The sequence below is a fragment of the Enterococcus sp. AZ020 genome (assembly GCF_050499205.1).
In the GTDB taxonomy this organism is placed as follows: Bacteria; Bacillota; Bacilli; order Lactobacillales; family Enterococcaceae; genus Enterococcus_L; species Enterococcus_L dunnyi.
This window is the reverse complement of sequence record NZ_JBIPAT010000001.1, coordinates 1,061,657-1,081,275: the sequence shown is the minus strand read 5'-3', so window position 1 is coordinate 1,081,275 and position 19,619 is coordinate 1,061,657. Positions and strand designations below refer to the sequence as shown.

Annotated in this window: 16 protein-coding genes and 1 riboswitch; of the genes, 11 read left to right on the top strand and 5 right to left on the bottom strand. The window is 39.9% G+C overall.

Annotated elements, in window-relative coordinates:
• Positions 1-15 precede the first annotated feature (15 nt).
• The gene (locus IGI58_RS05205; protein ID WP_429954264.1) at positions 16-582 is read left to right on the top strand and encodes a TIGR00730 family Rossman fold protein; all 567 of its coding nucleotides are present in this window, start codon (positions 16-18) and stop codon (positions 580-582) included.
• Positions 583-639: 57 nt separating this feature from the next.
• Here IGI58_RS05205 and IGI58_RS05200 read toward each other — a convergent pair whose 3' ends face one another.
• The 4 genes from IGI58_RS05200 to IGI58_RS05185 form a co-directional block, all read right to left on the bottom strand.
• The gene (locus IGI58_RS05200) at positions 640-3,339 is read right to left on the bottom strand and encodes a SpaA isopeptide-forming pilin-related protein (protein ID WP_429954265.1); all 2,700 of its coding nucleotides are present in this window, start codon (positions 3,337-3,339) and stop codon (positions 640-642) included.
• Positions 3,340-3,541: 202 nt separating this feature from the next.
• Complete coding sequence (locus tag IGI58_RS05195) at positions 3,542-4,285, bottom strand: amino acid ABC transporter ATP-binding protein (protein WP_429954266.1); 744 nt, start codon at positions 4,283-4,285, stop codon at positions 3,542-3,544.
• A gap of 129 nt (positions 4,286-4,414) precedes the next feature.
• Positions 4,415-6,004, bottom strand: a complete 1,590-nt coding sequence (locus tag IGI58_RS05190) for an ABC transporter permease subunit (RefSeq protein ID WP_429954267.1) — start codon at positions 6,002-6,004, stop codon at positions 4,415-4,417.
• Positions 6,005-6,174: 170 nt separating this feature from the next.
• Positions 6,175-6,346, bottom strand: a riboswitch (Lysine riboswitch).
• Between the two features lie 248 nt (positions 6,347-6,594).
• Positions 6,595-6,894: a hypothetical protein gene (locus tag IGI58_RS05185; RefSeq protein WP_087642030.1), complete on the bottom strand. Its 300-nt coding sequence runs from the start codon at positions 6,892-6,894 to the stop codon at positions 6,595-6,597.
• A 207-nt stretch (positions 6,895-7,101) separates the two neighbouring features.
• On the opposite strand from IGI58_RS05185, the gene IGI58_RS05180 reads away from it, so the two are divergent.
• The 4 genes from IGI58_RS05180 (at position 7,102) to IGI58_RS05165 (ending at position 10,855) form a co-directional block, all read left to right on the top strand.
• Positions 7,102-7,803: an NAD-dependent protein deacylase gene (locus IGI58_RS05180; protein ID WP_429954268.1), complete on the top strand. Its 702-nt coding sequence runs from the start codon at positions 7,102-7,104 to the stop codon at positions 7,801-7,803.
• Between the two features lie 17 nt (positions 7,804-7,820).
• The gene (locus tag IGI58_RS05175; protein WP_429954269.1) at positions 7,821-8,660 is read left to right on the top strand and encodes a chorismate mutase; all 840 of its coding nucleotides are present in this window, start codon (positions 7,821-7,823) and stop codon (positions 8,658-8,660) included.
• Positions 8,661-8,679: 19 nt separating this feature from the next.
• A complete protein-coding gene (locus IGI58_RS05170) occupies positions 8,680-9,198 on the top strand; it encodes a transcription repressor NadR (protein ID WP_429954270.1) in 519 nt (172 codons plus the stop codon).
• 160 nt (positions 9,199-9,358) lie between these two features.
• Complete coding sequence (locus tag IGI58_RS05165) at positions 9,359-10,855, top strand: aldehyde dehydrogenase family protein (protein ID WP_429954271.1); 1,497 nt, start codon at positions 9,359-9,361, stop codon at positions 10,853-10,855.
• A 43-nt stretch (positions 10,856-10,898) separates the two neighbouring features.
• Here the strand turns inward: IGI58_RS05165 and IGI58_RS05160 are convergent, their stop codons facing one another.
• Entirely contained in the window at positions 10,899-11,879 is a 981-nt protein-coding gene (locus tag IGI58_RS05160) for an L-lactate dehydrogenase (RefSeq protein ID WP_087642034.1), read from the bottom strand.
• A 374-nt stretch (positions 11,880-12,253) separates the two neighbouring features.
• Between IGI58_RS05160 and pth the strand changes: the two genes are divergently transcribed.
• From pth to IGI58_RS05130, 6 genes are all read left to right on the top strand, one after another.
• Positions 12,254-12,820: an aminoacyl-tRNA hydrolase gene (pth, locus tag IGI58_RS05155; RefSeq protein ID WP_087642035.1), complete on the top strand. Its 567-nt coding sequence runs from the start codon at positions 12,254-12,256 to the stop codon at positions 12,818-12,820.
• Positions 12,821-12,846: 26 nt separating this feature from the next.
• Positions 12,847-16,380 (top strand): transcription-repair coupling factor, encoded by a 3,534-nt coding sequence (gene mfd / locus IGI58_RS05150; protein WP_429954272.1) that lies wholly within the window; start codon positions 12,847-12,849, stop codon positions 16,378-16,380.
• 296 nt (positions 16,381-16,676) lie between these two features.
• Positions 16,677-18,263, top strand: a complete 1,587-nt coding sequence (locus IGI58_RS05145; RefSeq protein ID WP_429954273.1) for a putative polysaccharide biosynthesis protein — start codon at positions 16,677-16,679, stop codon at positions 18,261-18,263.
• A gap of 2 nt (positions 18,264-18,265) precedes the next feature.
• Entirely contained in the window at positions 18,266-18,541 is a 276-nt protein-coding gene (locus IGI58_RS05140; RefSeq protein ID WP_087642038.1) for an RNA-binding S4 domain-containing protein, read from the top strand.
• A gap of 63 nt (positions 18,542-18,604) precedes the next feature.
• Positions 18,605-19,072 (top strand): FtsB family cell division protein, encoded by a 468-nt coding sequence (locus IGI58_RS05135; RefSeq protein WP_088270004.1) that lies wholly within the window; start codon positions 18,605-18,607, stop codon positions 19,070-19,072.
• Positions 19,073-19,115: 43 nt separating this feature from the next.
• On the top strand, positions 19,116-19,589 hold the full coding sequence (locus IGI58_RS05130) for a S1 domain-containing RNA-binding protein (RefSeq protein WP_429954274.1): 474 nt from the start codon (positions 19,116-19,118) through the stop codon (positions 19,587-19,589).
• Positions 19,590-19,619: the final 30 nt, after the last annotated feature.

Here is a 19,619-nt window from a genome sequence, read left to right as displayed (position 1 = left end):
GCAGGTGAAGATTTTATGAAAAAGATGGCTGTGTATTGTGGAGCTAGTGTAGGGAACAAATCGATTTATGAAGAACGAACAAAAGAATTGGGTCAATGGATGGGCCTGCAAGGGTATGGTCTTGTGTACGGAGGCGGAAATGTCGGTTTGATGGGAATATTGGCAGATGAGGTACTTTCTGTTGGTGGAGAAGCCGTGGGTGTTATGCCAACATTTTTATTGGATCGTGAGCTGGCTCATCAACAGCTTAGTGAAATGCATATTGTGCAAGATATGCATGAGAGAAAACGACAGATGATCGATTTAGCTGATTGCTATCTAGCATTGCCAGGAGGACCAGGGACATTAGAAGAAATATCTGAAGTTGTTTCATGGGGAAGAGTTGGGGAACATCAGAATCCCTGCATTTTTTTCAATGTAAATGGCTATTATGATCTACTGGCCGCTTTCTTTGATAAGATGGTCGAGGAAGATTTTTTAACAAAAGCAGATCGAGAAAAAATCTTCTTTTCAGATGATCTAGCGGAGATTGGGCAGTTTATTGAGAATTATACGCCGCCCGTTGTTCGCTCATACAAGTAATCAAAAGGCTTCTCATTCCAAATACTGTCCGTATTGGTGTGAGAAGCCTTTTAATTATTATGGTTGGCTACGTTTATTTTTATAATATAGGATGCCCGTAATGCTGATAAGAATAACTCCAATAATCAACAGCCAAGACTGTACGCGTTCACCGGCTTTAGGAATTTGTCCAGCTGATGTTGGTTTATTTTCAGTTGTTGGTTTATTCTCACTTGAACTCGTCGTCGTATCGGTTATCTTTTTATTGACCACTTTATAGGTCCAATTCTCAGGACTTGTCACAATAAGTTCACCATGTGAATTTGGCTCAATGGTCAACTGGATAGGTTCGATTGGCTGATATCCTGCTAACGGTTCGATTTCCACTAATTGATAGTTACCTTCTCTTAGTTGAGTAAATGACACTTGACCATTTTCATCAGATGTTTGAATATCACCGATTTGTTGCCCTTTATTATCTAGAAGTTTGAATCGGACGCCTTTTAATGGCTGATCTTGCTCATCGACCTTTTTAAAAGTGAGATTCATAGTGTTGTTTAGCGTATTGGTCAAGACGATTTTACCGTCTTTTATTTCAGATGTTCCTGTATAGTTTGGATCGACAGCGACTTCAGTTGCAGAATAGTTGAAGTCTTCACCACGATTATTGAATGCAGCTAAAGCGACAGCGCTCGTCTCGTTTTTAGGTATGATCGAGTCAAGCTCAGTTTGCCATTGATCAGCATTTTGTTTAGAAGGGCTCAATAGAATAGGCTGACTTTCCTGCCAGGCGTTACCTGTTACGGTCGTTCGTTTTAAAACAAATGAAATAACATTTGGCCGTAGCCCTAAAGAATCATTATTGTCTAGCCAATTTTTTTCGATCAGCACTTTTGTTCCAGGTGCTTTAACAGAAGGGACCGGGAAGTCCAATAAGTTATTTGTACTGATCGGATCTAATGTAGTTCGCCCATTCGCTAAATACCAATGTTCTGGAATAAAGGCAGAGGATTCTGTATCGATCCTGATTTGATAAGTGAACGTCAAGCGTTCATCTGTACCCAGATAGAGCCCTGAAAGCGTCAGCTGACCATCGTTTTCACTGACAGCGACCTTATCCAATAAATTTGGTGCATCCACCCAAACGCCAGTACTAACTTTTCTATTGCTCTTCAATGAATAATCAGCAGAGGAAAATTCAGGTCCACTCTTTTGTAGAATGATTTGCTCACCCATCGGGTCCTGGATCGTTCCGTTCATGATGGTTCGATCTACTTTGGTAGCAACCGTTCCTAAGGCATCACCTAACTCAGCTAGATCTTCATCTATGGGAACATATTTGGCTTCACTGCTGGCAATATTTTTATCGACATATTCTCCACGGTCACTAGGTGCTACACCAATGGAGTAAAGATCATAATTATTTAGTTTCAAATCGACAGCGGTACCTAACGTTAAATTAGCAATTTCTTTTGCTGAGGTTAAAGTGGCATTATCGGGATCACCTTCAACAGTTGAAGTATTGCTTGTATAATACAAAGGTGAATCAGTTGCGAAATCACGGTAATAAGTTGCAGCTTTAAATCCATTGTAAGGAGTGATCTGTCCATCATTTGTATACTCAGTCGCATTTTCAGCGGGGAAATACGCTCGATTTGCACTACCGTCACCGATATGGACAATAATTTTTTTCTGTACATTAGGTGTTGTTGAGTTATCCAGTAGATCTTTAGCGGCAATCAGCCCTTTTTGTATAAATGTACCAGAATGGCTTTTGCTTGTATCTTCTAAAAAATCGATCAGTTCTTCTGTATTATTTGTTAAAGGCTGGACATAAGCATCTCTGTTGTAAGCAACGATGCCCACGTGAACTTTATCGGCTACTAATGCATGATCGATTTGCTCTAAAAATTCTTCTACCCCGTCGATCGTGTTTTCTAATTTCTGTCCATTCATGGTTGAAGAATAGTCGATCACTAAGACTAAATCGATCGGGTTTGGATATTCATTTCCTTTGACATCCAATGTGACATCAAATAATCCTTGTTTTCCAGCTACCTCTTTCACTGTTTTTTTCACGTAGGCTTCATTATTGTAATTTACATAGTTTTCGTCATCAAAATCAGCTTCACTGGTCTGGCCATAAGCATAATTTAATGTATTAATGCCACTTTGTCCCTGATCGTTATTGGTTAGATAGTTGCCGGAAGCGTCTGTATTATAACTGAAATCAATCGTTTCTGGCTGCGGAAAGAGTGCGTAGGGAAGTGGCAGATCAGCTTGCGGTTCTACTTGCAATTGTTCATTTTCAAGTGCGGTCGTTGTCGGTAAGAGCACTTTTTTTGAAAAATCAGGACTACTTATAGATAGATACGTATCTGGTAAAATATTTTCAGCAGGAGCATTTACTGTAAGCTGAAATTCTCCTTGATAGGTAGAGGAAATAGTAAATTGAAGCGTATTGTTTTTAAGAACGGCAGAGCCTATCGTTTGGTTCTGTTTGTCTGTTAGCGGGATCGCCTCATTATCTGGAAATACTAAATCGTTCGAAAATGAAATGACTTGATCGGAGACATCCCCAACTTGTTTCGCTAAATAGAGATGTGCAGATACTTGATTTGTTTCGTTATCTGGATCGATCTGGACATCATTTAGCTCGATCTTTGTTTCTTGATTGTCGATTTCTTGAGCAATTCCTTGGATTGGAAGGATTAGCTGCATGATCATAAGTAAAAACATACTAAAAATAGTTGCGGATCTTAACTGTGTCTTTTTCATAATAGACGCCTCATTTCACTGATCTGTAGATTGTTTCATCTCACATCCATTGTATAGGCAATTACAAAAGTTGTAAAAAAATAAGGGTCGCAAATCTAATTTTATTAGACAAAAATGCATAGTTATCTAAAAAATAAAAAAACATTGCCTCAGCTATCGTTCTTCAGCTGAGGCAATGTCTTGATCAATCACGAATAGTAGATCATTGATTTTGTGATAAAATACGGTGTAAAAATTCTTTTGTTCGTTCCTCTTTTGGGTGGACAAAAATATCTTCAGCAGTTCCTTCTTCTGCGATGACACCTTTATCCATAAAAATAACACGGTCAGAAACTTCTTTGGCAAAGGCCATTTCGTGCGTCACGATGATCATTGTCAAACCAGTATGAGCAAGATCCTTCATTGTTTTTAAAACTTCTCCGACCATTTCAGGATCCAATGCAGAGGTCGGCTCATCGAATAGCATCACATCAGGATTCATCGATAAGGCACGGGCAATTGCTACACGCTGCTTTTGACCACCGGAAAGCTGTGATGGTTTGGCATCGATGAAACGACCCATACCAACTTTTTCAAGGTTTTCCATCGCAATTTTACGAGCCTCTTCTTTCTCCCGTTTTAAGACAGTGGTCTGCCCAGATGTACAGTTTTCTAATACATTCATGTTGTTGAATAAATTGAATGATTGAAAAACCATGCCTAAATGTGTTCGATATTTTGGTAAATTATACCCGCGTTCAAGCACGTTTTCATTGTTATAAATGATTTTTCCGCCAGTAGGCTTTTCTAATAGATTGATGCAACGCAATAAGGTTGATTTTCCCGAACCAGAAGACCCGATGATCGTTACGACTTCTCCTTTGTTGACTGTTACATTGATATCTTTTAACACTTCATTTTCGCCGAAGCTTTTTCGTAAATGCTCAACTTCAATAATTGTACTCATGATATTCCTCCTTAAAATAAGAGCGGAACAAGCCGTTTAGCCTTGCCAGAAAGTAGGAAAAATGGGTTGAGGCACTTTTGCCTCACACTATTTTTAGCTTTTTTCCGAAAAGCTGACTTGAGCAGCTCTCTAGCTTTCTTTTACATTTTCTACATCTTCAAGTTTGACATAAGCAGACGGTCCATCCATTTTTTTCTCAACAAAGCGTAGTACACGCGTGATCGCATAAGTCATGATCAAATACATGATCCCGACGATCGTAAATGTTTGGAAAAATTGGAAGTTTGCGCCTGAAGCCGAATTTCCTTGGAAGAATAAGTCAGCTACTCCAATGACACTTAATACGGCTGTATCTTTGATGTTGATCACAAACTCATTCCCTGTAGCAGGTAAGATATTTCGTAATACTTGAGGAACAACTACTTTACGCATAGTTTGCCCATGTGTCATGCCGATAGCTTGAGCAGCTTCGAACTGTCCTTGATCGACAGCGAAAATACCGCCACGAACGATTTCTGACATATAAGCACCTGTGTTGATCGAAACGATGAACAAGGCTGCGATTGTTCGATCTAAAGAAATACCAAAGGCTAAAGCTAAACCATAGAAAATGACCATTGCTTGTACCATCATAGGCGTACCACGGAATACTTCAATATAGATCGAAAGCAGTGCGTTGCCGATCTTTTGGAAAAGGCGGGCAACTTTATTTTCTGATTCTGGAATCGTCCGCACAACACCGATCAATAAACCTAAAGCTGTACCGATGACTGTACCGATCAAAGCGATAAACAACGTCAAGCCGGCTCCACGTAAAAACATTCCGCCATATTGGCTCCAAATCGTTTTGAAATCTGTTAAAATGCCTGCTTTTTCACTATCACTTGATGCCGCAGCAGGTTGATCCTTAACAGCTTGATCCATGATTTTTGTCCGTTCGTCTGATGAAATATCTGATAAAATTTGATTGACTTTTGCGATTTCAGGATCTTGTTTACGCATACCAACAGCGATTTGAACATCCTCAGGGTTTGTTTGGAAGCCGTTCTCTTTTGAGAATTCCAGCATTTTCAAGTCTTTGTTGACACTTGTAGCAGTCACACCTTCAGGACGTTCGCTGACATAACCGTCGATCATGCCGGAAGCTAGTGCCGTTCTCATAGCAGAGAAGTTATCCATCGCCTGCTGTTTATTTACACCAGGAATTTGATCGATGACACTATAGTGGAAAGTGTTCAATTGAGCAGTGATCTTAGCACCCGTTAAATCCTTTAAGTTTTTGGCATCAGCGTAATTGCCTTTTTTCTGAACAACGACAACTAATTGAGATTCATAATAGGGATCCGTAAAGTCGATTTCTTTTCGACGTTCAGCAGTCGGGCTCATTCCGGCAACGATCGCATCGATTTTTCCAGATTGCAGAGCAGGAGCTAAGCCGTCCCATTTTGTTTGAACAATGACTAATTTTTTGCCAAGTCCATCAGCGATTTTTCTGGCGATCTGGACATCATAACCGCCAGCATAAGAAGAATTTCCTTGAATCGGAACGGCGCCATTGGCATCTGTTTTTTGCGACCAATTAAAAGGTGCATAGCCTGCTTCCATACCAACGCGGAATTCGCCGTTAGCTTCTCCTTGTGCTTGAGTAATTACTGGTGCAAAGAAAAAACTTAAGATAAGTGCGAATAACAGCCCCAGTGAAAATGATTTTTTGTTCATGTGTGTCTTCCTTTCTTGTATCTCGTTGTATTTCTTTTGTCTTCATTTTAAGTTGAAAAGTGACAGAAGAACGGTAATTCCACTTTGGTCAAGTAAAAAATGCTCCTGCTCAAAACAAAAAAGACAGCCGCGCAAATGCACGGCTGCCTAGTATCGTCAGGTACTCTCAACAAAAACATAGCGCAACTTAGCATCACTACTAAGACAGTCCGCAAGTTATTGACTTACGTCCCAACATATAACAGGGAGGCTGTTATACATTTCGGCGATTTTTCCTAGACTTCCTTCAACGTGTCCTCTCACTCAGAAAGCTTAATAAAAACCGCAACCTCTACCTCAAACTGAGGTACTATTTAATTATTAGATTCGAGTATATAGTGTATGTTATTTACTCGAAAAAGTCAATGTTTAACCGAAAGGATTAATAAAGTAGTCCATATCATAAGCGAATGATGAAAGAATCAGAAGATTCCCGCACTTTGGATTCTATAGAAAGCGAGAACAAAAAGGAGACACTCAAATGAAAACAACAAAAAAAGATGCTAGAATCGAAAACATTCCCACATCTTTTTGTTATTCCATGAATAAAATTAAGCTTTTACTGCTTCTTTCGGTTCGCGGCCTAAAATAGCTTGTAGGACTGTTAAGACACCATATGAAGCTAAAATTGTGTAAATCAAGCTTGAATAAGTTGTAATATCGAAATCCCACGTTTTGTAAATGACTAAAACAATAGCTAAAACAATACCAGCAAGAACATTAAAGAATGCGAAAGCCCATAGGTTTCCATTTTCTTTACGAGAAAGATAGAAGATAGAGAACCATAAACTTAAAACGCCCCAGGCGATGCAAACTAAAATAGCTGCCCAATAAATAATAAATGCTACCACGAAGTTTCACCTCACTTTTATACATAGAGTATTCTATCACGTTCTATTTTGTTTGTCATGAAAAGATGGTGAAAAACCAAACATTTTCATTGCTTATTTTCAAGGTATGAATGAATATGTGGTAGAAAATGAAAAGCAATTGTTTTTTTGATTATTTTCTATTTTCCGGTCGTTTACGTTATAATAAACTCATTAGGAGATGAGGGAATGGAAACGATCGACCAAAAGCAAGCACTGCAATTGATCAAAGAAGGGAAAAAGATTACTTTTTTGACGGGGGCAGGTATTTCTACACCATCAGGGATACCGGATTATCGTTCTTTATCAGGTGTTTATCAAGGGATTGAGCAGCCTGAATATTTATTGAGTGCGACTTGCTTAATAGAGGAACCGCAAAAATTTTATCATTTTATCCAGACCTTGTATCATCCAAATGCACAACCGAACATGATCCATTCAAAAATCGCAGCTTTAGAAAAGACAAAAGAAACTTGGGTCATTTCTCAAAATATTGATGGCTTGCACCGAGCAGCTGGCAGCCAGAATCTTGTTGATTTTCATGGCAATTTATACGACTGCTATTGTCGAGACTGTGGACAAAAAGTCTCGGTAGAAGAGTATTTAACCTCTGATCGGCATCTAACGTGCGGTGGGCAGCTTCGTCCGGGGATCGTTTTATATGAAGAAGGCTTGGATCAACAAGCAATTGCAACAGCTATTAAAGCTGTTGAACAGTCAGATCTAATCGTGATTGTTGGAACAAGTTTTCAAGTGCATCCCTTTTGCGATTTGATTCATTATGCATCAGAAGAAGCAGTTGTTTTAGTTATCAATCAAACGACGATTCAGCTGAAAAGACATGCTTATTTTTTAAATGAAGAAGCAGAAAGTATTTTTGAAAATATATAAAATAAAGGAGTTTTACAATGGAAGAAATCAAAACAGAACGTCAAAAAATGATCGATGGTGAGCTTTATTTTTCTGCAGATCCGGAATTGATCACGGCTAGAAATTTCGCTAGAGAACAAATGAAACTGATCAACAATGAAGAAGACCGCTTGATCCGCCGGCAATTAGTGGAGGAAACATTTGGTTCTACGGGTACAGGCAGTTACATTGAGCCTACGATCAATTTTGATTATGGTTTCAATATTCACGTAGGGAAAAATTTCTATGCCAATTTCAATAGCATTTTCCTAGATGTTTGCCCGATCACGATTGGTGATAACTGCATGTTTGGACCGAACGCTCAATTATACACTGCGACTCATCCACTGCATCCTGTAAAAAGAAATAGCGGGTTAGAGTTTGGAAAACCGATCACTTTAGGTAATAACGTCTGGTTGGGCGGAGGTGTTGTGATTACACCGGGAGTAACTTTAGGTGATAATGTGGTTGTTGCCGCAGGTTCGGTCGTGACCAAATCATTCCCAGCAAATTGCGTGATTGGCGGCAATCCAGCAAAAGTCCTCAAAGAAATTGATATAGAAGAAAAGAACACATCATTAGCCGATCAACGAAATAAAATCGATGCACTTGATAAAAAGATCGTTGCGCTGTTAGAAGAACGGATGGATGCAGTGACATCGATTGCAGAAATCAAAAAAACTGCGGGCAAAGAAATTCTTGATCCTTCTAGAGAAAAAGAAGTACTAGAAAAAATTGCTGGTTACGTGACAAACGACACCTATAAAGAAGTAATGACAGAAACCTATCAAGGAATCATGGATGCGTCAAAGCATTTTCAGCAACAACAGTTGGACTAAGGTAGCAGGAGGGAAATAAATGGACGGGATCAAAAGGCGGGAACTGATTTTACAGACCTTAATGACAGCAGAAAAACCAGTGAGCGCCAGCCGTTTTGCAAAAGATTTAAATGTCAGTCGCCAAATTATTGTTGGCGATGTCGCCCTCTTGAGAGCGGCAGGGCAAGAAATCATTGCGACTGCGCGCGGGTATTTGCTTGAAACAACCCAAGATAGAAAAGGAATTTGGCGCAAAATCGCTTGCCAGCATGCTCCAGAAAAAACGGCAGAAGAATTATCGATCATTGTCGCATGTGGTGGAGAAATCGTTGATGTGGTGGTTGAGCATCCTATTTACGGTGAGCTGACAGGCGGTTTGCATATTCGTACAGAAAAAGAAGTTCAGTCATTCATAGAAATGTATGAGAACAGTAATGCGTCATTGTTATCAGAGTTGACAGAAGGTGTTCATTTGCACACGATTCATTGTGCGGACGAAGAAATGCTGGTGCGAATCAAAGAAGCATTGTCCGAAAAAGGAATCTTATATGAAAATTAGCGAGTAAAAAAAGATGGTCTAAGTTGAGACTGTCTTTTTTTTAGGTAGACCGATTATTTTTTAGATAAAGTCGAAAAAAATTTATAAATGCTATTTACTTTTAAAATTTTAGATATATAATGTTGTGTAAGCGCTATCTAAAATAAGGAGTGATTTTAAATTGAGTAGACCAATTGATGTTCGTAACACGGTAGATGAAGCGTATCAGCTGTATATTGACGGTAAATGGACGAAAGGCTCAGGTAGTCAAACAATCTCTAGTTATAATCCAAGTAATGGTGAAAAGCTAGCTGATTTTGTTGACGCCACTCATGCAGATGTTGATCAGGCAGTCGCAGCGGCGCAAGAAGCATTCAAAACATGGAAAGATGTCGATGTCGCGACTCGCAGTCACTTGTTGTTGGAAATTGCTGATTTAATCGATGAAAATAAAGAGCACTTAGCATTAGTTGAAACGTTAGATAATGGGAAACCCCTTCGCGAAACAATGACGATCGATGTTCCGGCGACAGCGGATCATTTTCGCTATTTTGCTGGGGTGATCCGTGGTGAAGAAGGTACTGTGAAAGATTTTGATGCAGATACATTATCACTGGTCATTAAAGAGCCAATCGGTGTAGTAGGGCAGATCATTCCTTGGAATTTCCCGTTGTTGATGGGCGCTTGGAAACTAGCACCAGCACTTGCAGCAGGAAATACAGTCGTTATCCATCCTTCTTCCACAACTTCCTTAAGTTTGTTGGAATTATTTAAACTGCTCGATAAAGTATTGCCGAAAGGGGTGGTCAATTTAATCACAGGTCGTGGGTCGGATTCTGGAAACTACATGCTCGAGCATGAAGGCTTTGATAAGTTGGCGTTTACAGGCTCGACAGAGGTTGGCTATACTGTAGCAAAAGCGGCGGCTGAAAAGTTGATTCCGGCAACGCTTGAGCTGGGTGGTAAATCAGCCAATATCATCTTTGATGATGCGAATTGGGAGCGGGCCTTAGAAGGTGTTCAATTAGGGATCTTGTTCAATCAGGGTCAGGTATGCTGCGCTGGTTCTCGTGTCTTTGTCCAAGAAGGAATTTACGATCGATTTGTAGCTGCGCTAAAAGAAAAATTTGAAACGATCAAAGTCGGTTTGCCATGGGAAGACGGCGTTCAAATGGGTGCTCAAATCAATGAAAAACAATTAAAAGGGATTTTAGAGTATGTAGAAATCGGGACTAAAGAAGGCGCGAAGTTGGTTACAGGCGGCTATAAGATTACTGAGAATGGATTAGATAAAGGTGCGTTTTTAGCACCAACTTTATTAGCAGATGCAGATAATACTATGTGTATTGCGCAAGAGGAAATTTTTGGTCCTGTTGCTACAGTGATGAAATTCAAAACAGAAGAGGAAGTCATCGCATTGGCCAATCAATCAGATTATGGTCTTGGTGGTGCTGTATTCTCTCAAAATATCAATACAGCGATTCGTGTTGCCCGCAAAGTGAGAACAGGTCGGATGTGGGTCAATACGTATAATCAATTACCAGCAGGTGCCCCATTTGGCGGCTATAAGAAATCTGGGATCGGTCGTGAAACACACAAATCGATGCTGGATGCGTATACCCAAATGAAAAATATTTACATTGTGACAAAAGAAGAGCCGGATGGGTTATATAATTAAACAAAAAAACATCGCAGTTTTACTCACTGCGATGTTTTTTGAATTAATTATTTTCAGCTTCGAATTTTTCAAATGCAGATTTGATCACGTCTTTTAATGCATTTGCGGAAGCGTTCATCCGATCCATTTCAGAATCTGTCAATGGGATTTCAATGACTTGTTTGATTCCTTGGCGGTTGATGACTGCTGGTGCACCGATATAAATATCGTTTTGTCCATATTCACCATCTAAGTAAACAGAAAGTGGGAAAACAGAATCTTCATCATCTAAGATCGCTTTTGTGATACGAGCTAAAGCAGCAGCGATCCCGTAGAATGTTGCACCTTTTTTCTCGATGATCGAATAAGCAGCGTCCCGTACATTGAAGAATAAGTTGACCATAGCTTCTTCATCCGTATCAGGATTATTTTTGACCCATTCATAAATTTGTAGACCAGCGACATTCGCATGAGACCAAACTGGAAATTCAGTATCCCCGTGTTCTCCTAAAATGTAAGCATGGACATTACGGGCATCAACATCGACTAATTCAGCGATTGCTTGACGGAAACGTGCAGAGTCTAAAGAGGTCCCAGAACCAATAACGCGTTCTTTTGGAAATCCTGAGAATTTCCATGTAGAATAAGTTAAAATATCAACTGGGTTTGCGGCAACTAAGAAAATTCCGCTAAAACCAGAATCAACGATCGATGTCACGATTTGTTTATTGATTTTTAAGTTTTTGTGGACTAGATCGATTCTTGTTTCGCCAGGTTTTTGAGCAGCACCTGCAGTTAATACAACAAGGTCAGCGTCATGACAATCGTCATAAGTAGCGGCATAAATTTTCTTAGGAGAAGTAAATGCCAAGGCGTGAGATAAATCAGCAGCATCTCCTTCAGTTTTCTTTGTATCTATATCTATAATTCCAACTTCTTGTGCAATGTTTTGTGTGACTAAGGCAAATGCGTAACTAGATCCGACAGCGCCATCTCCAACTAAAATTACTTTTTGATGATCTTTATTTCCTGCTGCTGCAGTCATGTGTACCATTCCTTTCTGTTAATTGTTTTAACACGTTGATAATACCACCGTTTGTGATGTTTGTCACGTTTTTTGTTTGTATTTATTAATACAGTTTTTAAGGGTGTTTCATAAGAAAACTCTTTCATGTGCGGTATTTCACTATTTATGTTTTTAAAAGTTTTTTTCATGTAAAAAGAAAGAGCGCTCTCTTACGAATTTTTTAAACATTTAAAAAGGTAGGCTGTAGGCTGTTTTATGGTATAATTGTAAAAAAACTGGGCAGAAGATTTTCCTGCCTGGGTATTTTGTGTTGAACAATATAAAAATGAGGAAAGAGAAATTTGTGAAGAACGTTCTCTTTTAGTCCTTTTAAAATGAAGGAGAAATAGATAATGAAAATGATCGTTGGGTTAGGTAATCCAGGAAGTAAGTATCAAGAAACAAAACATAATATTGGCTTTATAACGATAGATGAAATTGCACATCGTTACAATGCAACTTTTAATAAAAGCCAGTTTGAAGCAGATATTGCGCAGTTTTTTATCGGCACGGAGAAAATCATGCTGGTCAAACCTCTGACCTTCATGAATGAATCAGGTCGTTCAGTAGGTCCGTTGATGACTTATTACGGCGTGGCTGATGAAGAGCTGATCGTTATTTATGATGATTTAGATTTAGCAGTCGGCAAAATTCGATTGCGCGAAAAAGGCGGGGCCGGTGGGCATAATGGAATAAAAAGTTTGATTGCTCATCTAGGGACAAATGTGTTTCCAAGAATCAAGGTAGGGATCGGTCGCCCGCTTGGAAATACTCCGGTCGTACATCATGTGTTGAGCGGCTTTCCTAAAGAGCAGCACGAAGAGATTTTATTAGCTGTGAAAACTGCAGCGGATGCAGCGATCTATGCCAGCGAAGGGCATACATTTGTTGATACAATGAATCATTTTAACGGCAAATAAATTATAGAAGAAGGAGGTCGCCTGACGTGAATATCATCGAACGAATCGGTTCAAGTCCACTGGTTCAGGAATGGCAGCAACAATTAGCAGGAAGCAACCGTCAACTAATCACAGGGTTAGCGGGTTCTGCTAAAACACTGATCATGACTAGCGCATTTAAACAAAAAAAGAAAAAAATCGTCGTTGCGGTTCCTAATCTTTATTACGGCAACCAGTTGGTGGAAGATTTTCGTAATGTATTATCGGATGAAGAAGTCTATTTGTTTCCAGTAGATGAAGTGTTATCCGCTGAGATGGCTTTTTCATCGCCAGAAGCGAGAGCAGAACGAGTGGCTGCTCTTAATTTCTTATTGACAGAAAAAGCTGGGATCATTGTGGTTCCGGTGGCAGGATTAAGGAAATACTTGCCTAGCAAACAGACCTGGGAACAAGCTCAGCTGCATTGGGAAATCGGCGGCGAGATCGAGCTGGACACATTAGCGCAGCAGTTAGTCCTGATGGGGTATGAGCGGCAGTCTTTAGTTGGAAAGCCGGGAGATTTTAGTATTCGCGGCAGTATCGTAGATGTCTATCCATTGAATGCAGAATATCCTGTTCGAGCGGAATTATTTGATATTGAAATCGATTCGCTTCGTCAGTTTGAAGCTGACACTCAGCGCTCAGTTGGAGCGATCGAATCTGTTACATTGTCCCCAATGACAGATATGATTTTCTCTCAAAAAGACTTAGCTTATGGAGAAAAGCAGTTGAGTAAGGCTTTAGAAAAAAGAGTTGCGGTTGCCAAAGAAGCAACAGAAAGAGGTTTTTTAACCGATTATTTTGGTCAGTTGGCAACTTCTTGGAGTCAAGGGATCCCTACAGAGACTGCTCATTATTATACAGATTTCTTATATGAAGAAAAAACTACATTATTGGATTATTTGTCTGAAGACAGTTTGATTTTTGTTGATGATTATGCACGTATTTTAGAAGCAGAACGTGAAATCATTCGAGAAGAAAATGAATGGCACGTTCTTAAATTGGAAGAAATGCGTGTTTTTCCAGAACAAACTTTTGGTGTAGATTTCCACGAACAAATTCGCAAAATGTCCTTTTCAGCAACTTTCTTTTCGCTGTTTCAAAAAGGAATGGGGAATCTTCGCTTCCAAGCGATCCATAATTTTCAGTATCGTTCGATGCAGCAGTTTTTCGGACAAATGCCTTTATTGAAAACTGAAATGGATCGTTGGCAAAAACAAGATCAGACGGTCATTGTTTTTGTGCCTACGAAAGAACGCAGTCAAAAAGTGGAAGAGCTGTTTCGGGATTTTGATATCTCGAGTGTCACAGCTTCACCGAATAAATTGCTTGAAGGAAAAATTCAAATCGTTGAAGGCGCATTGCAAACTGGGTTTGAATTACCTGTTGAAAAAATCGTCGCAATCACAGAAAAAGAAATCTTCCATACAACTACGAAAAAAAGAGCGCGCCGCCAAACGGTTTCTAATGCGGAACGCTTAAAAAGCTATAGTGATTTAAAAAACGGTGACTATGTCGTTCATGCAAATCATGGGATCGGTAAGTACATCGGTATGCAGACATTAGAAGTCGACGGTGTCCATCAAGACTACATTACGATTCTATACCAAAATGATGACAAGCTTTTTATACCAGTCACGCAACTGAATTTGATTCAAAAATTCGTTGCTTCAGAAGCAAAGTCACCTAAAGTAAATAAACTAGGCGGCAGCGAATGGGGTAAAACCAAGCGCAAGGTTTCTTCAAAAATCGAAGATATCGCGGATGATCTGATTCAGCTTTATGCATCCAGAGAATCTGAAAAAGGCTATGCTTTTCCACCAGATGATGCTTACCAGAAAGAATTTGAAGATGCTTTTCCATATAGTGAAACAGATGATCAGCTTCGTAGTACGGCAGAAATCAAACATGATATGGAACGGTCACGCCCGATGGATCGCTTATTAGTGGGAGATGTTGGTTATGGAAAAACAGAGGTGGCTTTAAGAGCGGCATTCAAAGCAATCAATAATAATAAACAAGTCGCCTTTTTAGTGCCGACGACTATTTTAGCACAACAGCATTATGAAACAATGCTGGATCGTTTTGAAGGATTCCCAGTTGAAGTTGGGCTGCTCAGCCGCTTCAGAACGAAGAAGCAGCAAAATGAAACCATTGAAAAAATCAAGCATGGGCAAGTGGATATCGTTGTTGGAACGCATCGATTGCTTTCACAGGATGTGAATTTTAGTGATCTGGGATTATTAGTGATCGATGAAGAGCAGCGGTTTGGGGTCAAACACAAAGAGCGGCTAAAACAATTACGGGCGCAGGTCGATGTATTGACCCTAACAGCTACACCGATCCCTCGTACTTTGCATATGTCTATGTTGGGCGTTCGGGACCTTTCTGTCATCGAAACACCACCTGAAAACCGCTATCCGATCCAGACTTATGTGATGGAAAGCAATCCAGGGGCGATCAGAGAAGCCATTGAGCGGGAAATGGCAAGAGACGGTCAAGTATTTTATCTATATAACCGCGTAGATACGATCGAACAAAAAGTCGAGGAAATCCAAGCGCTGGTTCCAGAAGCAAGAATTGCTTATGCCCATGGCCAGATGACCGAAGTTCAGCTGGAGAATACTTTGTTCGATTTTATCGAGCGGCAATATGATGTTCTGGTCACAACAACGATCATTGAAACCGGGGTAGATATCCCTAATGCCAATACATTATTCGTTGAAAATGCAGATTATATGGGCTTGTCGACGTTGTATCAATTACGTGGCCGAGTTGGCCGTAGTAATCGTGTGGCGTATGCTTATTTTATGTATGAACAGCAAAAAATTCTAAATGAAGTCAGTGAAAAGCGCTTAGAAGCGATCAAAGACTTTACGGAGTTAGGTTCAGGATTTAAAATCGCAATGCGCGATTTGTCGATTCGAGGGGCTGGGAACTTACTTGGCGCACAACAACATGGCTTTATCGACTCGGTCGGTTTTGACATGTACTCACAAATGCTGTCAGAAGCTGTTGCCCGTAAGCAAGGAAAAAATATTCAGGATCAAAAGACAACAGTGGAAATCGATCTGGGTATCGATGCCTATTTACCGACATCCTATATCTCAGACGAACGTCAAAAAATCGAAATTTACAAACGAATCCGCCAGTTGGAAAATATGGATATGTACGATGAATTGGAAGCAGATCTTCTTGACCGATTTGGTGAATATCCTGATGAGGTGGCGCATTTATTGACGACTGGACAAATAAAAATGGATGGCGATCGTGCATTGCTTGAAACGATTCGCAAGCGTAAACAAGAGATTGTATTCACTTTAAGTAAAGTCGGAACAAAGACCTATAGTGTAGAACAGATTTTTGAAGCGTTATCTGAAACACAGCTAAAAGCAGATTTAGCTGTAGACAATGAAAAGATGACGATCAGGCTGAAAGTGCCGAGAGATATGAAAGAAGCAGCATGGCTGCAAGAAGTAGCATCGTTTACAACTGCTTTAAGACAAGAAAAATACAAAACAAGTGCAGTGGAGGCTGAGTGAAAATAGCTGAGAACGATGGAACGGGTTCGGCTTTTAGACTTATCCAGCTCCACAAGCTGATCTCTCGGAAAAAAGATAAAAATTCATGGCGATAAAAAGTATCGCCAAGTCATTTTTCCTATTTTTCAGTCAAGATCAATCGAGCTTGTTCAGCTTTTAGGCGTATCCAGCTTCTCAGACCAGCTCTAGAAACAAATAGATAAATTTTGACAAAGATAAAGAACATCTTCGTCAAAATTTCCTAATTTGTTCGAGAGCTAATCGGTCTGTTCAGCTTTTAGATTGGAGGTAAAGTTATGGCACATAAGGAGATGCGGTCGATGATGCAGGGGGCCGTTGTTTTGACAGCGGCATCGTTTATTGCTAAGGTACTGAGCGCCGTTTATCGTGTGCCTTTTCAAAATTTAGTTGGTGATGAAGGGTTTTATGTTTACCAGCAGGTTTATCCGATTTATGGAATCGCGATGACGTTAGCGCTGTCTGGGTTGCCACAGTTTATTTCGAAAGTAGTAGCAGAGCAGCCGCAGATCAGTGGTCAAAAGAAGGTGTTACAGCAGCTGTTTCCTTTTGTTTTTGTGATCGCAGTGTCCTGCTGGGGCTTTTTCTTTTTAGGTAGTGACGAAATTGCCTATATGATGGGAGATCCTAAGCTGGCTTCCTTGATTCGGGTCGTTTCTTTTACTTTTTTACTAGTGCCGATACTATCCTTTTACCGCGGCAACTTTCAAGGACATCTATTAATGATTCCGAGTGCTGTTTCTCAAGTAGCGGAGCAAATTGTTCGAGTAGGCGTGATTTTGATCGCTGCTTATTCATTTAGCAGTTTCGGTTGGTCGATTTATCAAACCGGTACGATCGCAATGGCGGGTGCACTTTTTGGCGGGATCGTTGCCGCTGTGATTCTTTGGTATTATGACCAGAAAATACGGGTAGGCAGCTCAGCTTATCTGACGCAATGGTCTTTCTCAAAAGAGTCAAGAAAATTATTTGGACGGCTGTTGTTAGAAGGCGGTATCGTGTCATTGTACAGTGCTTTTTTGATTTTGTTTCAATTGATTGATTCATTTGTCGTAAAAAATGCGCTGGTTGTCTCAGGGCTAAGTGATTCAGCAGCAAAAATCGATAAGGGCGTCTATGATCGGGGACAGCCTTTAGTACAATTAGGCTTGGTCGTTGCTTTAGCCTTGAGTTCTAGTTTTCTACCGGCACTGACGAAGTATTTTATCAATGAAGAACAAGGGCGCTTTTTACAGGCTGCGAAGATTTTTTTGCGATTGACTACAGCCATTGCAGCGGCAGCTTCAGTCGGGTTAGCATTATTGCTTCCTTATATGAATTATGCACTGTTTAAGGATTATCAGGGAAATGGAGTTTTGGGCATCTATGTTTATTCGATTGCATTCATGGCAGTGATCCAAGCCTATCAAAGTATTTTTCAAAGTAAAAATCAGTTCAAAACAGCGCTGTTAGCTGCTTTTGCAGGTTTGTTAGTGAAGGCATTTTCTTCACATCCCTTGATTTATCTATGGGGAACTGCTGGAGCGAGTCTATCGACTATTGTGGGGCTGATGACTACATTGTTATTGTTGGTTCTTTTTTCAGAAAAGGAAATTAACCAATTTGCGGGCGAAGGACGTTTTCTTAAAAAGCTGTTGATTAGTTTAGGTGGAATGACGATCATCTTGCTATGCTATCAGGCTGTAGTTGCGATTCTTCTAGGAATGATCGGACATCGTGGTCAAGCGTTAGTTGTCACGATTTTAGGTGTTTTGATCGGCGGAGGCTCGTTTATTTTCATTATCATCAAAATAAAATTATTCACGATCCGTGAATGGCTGACATTGCCGTTTGGATCGAAAATATTAAGAATGAAGAGGGAATAGTTATGCGTTTAGATAAATTTTTAAAAGTTTCACGTATCATCAAAAGAAGACCCGTGGCAAAAGAAGTTGCGGATAAAGGTCGGATTCAAATCAATGGTGTTCTTGCAAAATCGTCCAGTAATGTGAAAATCGGTGATCAAATCAAGATCCAATTTGGAAATAAAATACTAGAAGTTGAGGTTCTTGAGCTTCGTGATTCAACAAAAAAAGAAGATGCTGAGAAGATGTACCAAATTATTTCCGAAAAAAGAGTAGAAAATAGTGATAATTTAGATTAGACAAGCATCTTAGATGTTGGTATAATATAGCAGACAAACCAAAAAACGAGTGGAGCGGAAAACATGGGAAAAAAGAAAAAAGACACGGAGAAAGTTGCTGCATTAGATAATGAGTATACAAAAGAGCAGTATGCCGAGTTTCAAAAACAGCATAAACAGTTGATTTTCAGACGCCGACGTTTAGCGGTTGTTTTTCTCGTAGCATTTGTGATTTTTCTCGTTTCAGGGTTTCAGCTGATGAAAGATTACCAACAGCTCAATACCTTTAAGAAACAACATGTTGAAGCTGTAGCTGAATCGAAAGAAGCAGACAAGAAGCTTAAACGTTTAGAACAAGATGTCGCGCTGTTAAGAGATGAAGATTACGTAGCGAAGCTAGCACGCAGTCGTTTTTACGTTTCAAAAGAAGGCGAACAAATCTACAATATCCCAGAGTTAGGCGGAACAACTAGCTCGAATGCAGAACAAAAATCATCAGCAGAAGAAAGTCAATCACAGTCTCATTCCTCTGAGAAACAATCAGGAGAATAACTGCAGATATAATAGGGTAAATAATAGGAGGAACATTTTTTTTATGTCAATTGAAGTAGGAGCTAAGTTGCCAGGGAAAGTGTCAGGTATCACAAATTTTGGTGCCTTTATCGATTTAGGTGAAGGGAAAACAGGGTTGGTCCACATTAGTGAAGTATCAAATGGGTTCGTTAAAGACATCCATGATGTCTTAACGGTAGGAGATGAAGTGACAGTCAAAGTTACTTCGGTTGGTGATGACGGCAAAGTCGGCTTGTCCATTCGTAAAGCACAAGAACAACGAGTAGAACAAAAGCGTGAATTTCAACGTCGTGATAACCATGAACATCAAGGAAATCGTGACCGTGGACAACGTCCAGCGCCTAAAAAACAATTTACAAGAGCACAGCCAACAAATTCAAAACAAGATTTTGATTCATTGATGAGTTCATTTTTAAAAGATAGTGATGACCGTTTGTCTTCATTGAAACGTAATACAGAAGGTAAACGTGGCGGACGTGGCGGTCGCCGTAACTAATAGACAATCGAAGCTGAGCGAGAGCTCGGC

Bases quoted from the DNA above. Each gene is read 5' to 3' on its own strand.
- IGI58_RS05205 (WP_429954264.1), top strand. From the start codon at position 16: ATGAAAAAGATGGCTGTGTATTGTGGAGCTAGTGTAGGGAACAAATCG.
- IGI58_RS05200 (WP_429954265.1), bottom strand. From the start codon at position 3,339: ATGAAAAAGACACAGTTAAGATCCGCAACTATTTTTAGTATGTTTTTA.
- IGI58_RS05195 (WP_429954266.1), bottom strand. From the start codon at position 4,285: ATGAGTACAATTATTGAAGTTGAGCATTTACGAAAAAGCTTCGGCGAA.
- IGI58_RS05190 (WP_429954267.1), bottom strand. From the start codon at position 6,004: ATGAACAAAAAATCATTTTCACTGGGGCTGTTATTCGCACTTATCTTA.
- IGI58_RS05180 (WP_429954268.1), top strand. From the start codon at position 7,102: ATGGAAACGATCGACCAAAAGCAAGCACTGCAATTGATCAAAGAAGGG.
- IGI58_RS05175 (WP_429954269.1), top strand. From the start codon at position 7,821: ATGGAAGAAATCAAAACAGAACGTCAAAAAATGATCGATGGTGAGCTT.
- IGI58_RS05170 (WP_429954270.1), top strand. From the start codon at position 8,680: ATGGACGGGATCAAAAGGCGGGAACTGATTTTACAGACCTTAATGACA.
- IGI58_RS05160 (WP_087642034.1), bottom strand. From the start codon at position 11,879: ATGACTGCAGCAGCAGGAAATAAAGATCATCAAAAAGTAATTTTAGTT.
- pth (WP_087642035.1), top strand. From the start codon at position 12,254: ATGAAAATGATCGTTGGGTTAGGTAATCCAGGAAGTAAGTATCAAGAA.
- IGI58_RS05145 (WP_429954273.1), top strand. From the start codon at position 16,677: ATGGCACATAAGGAGATGCGGTCGATGATGCAGGGGGCCGTTGTTTTG.
- IGI58_RS05140 (WP_087642038.1), top strand. From the start codon at position 18,266: ATGCGTTTAGATAAATTTTTAAAAGTTTCACGTATCATCAAAAGAAGA.
- IGI58_RS05135 (WP_088270004.1), top strand. From the start codon at position 18,605: ATGGGAAAAAAGAAAAAAGACACGGAGAAAGTTGCTGCATTAGATAAT.
- IGI58_RS05130 (WP_429954274.1), top strand. From the start codon at position 19,116: ATGTCAATTGAAGTAGGAGCTAAGTTGCCAGGGAAAGTGTCAGGTATC.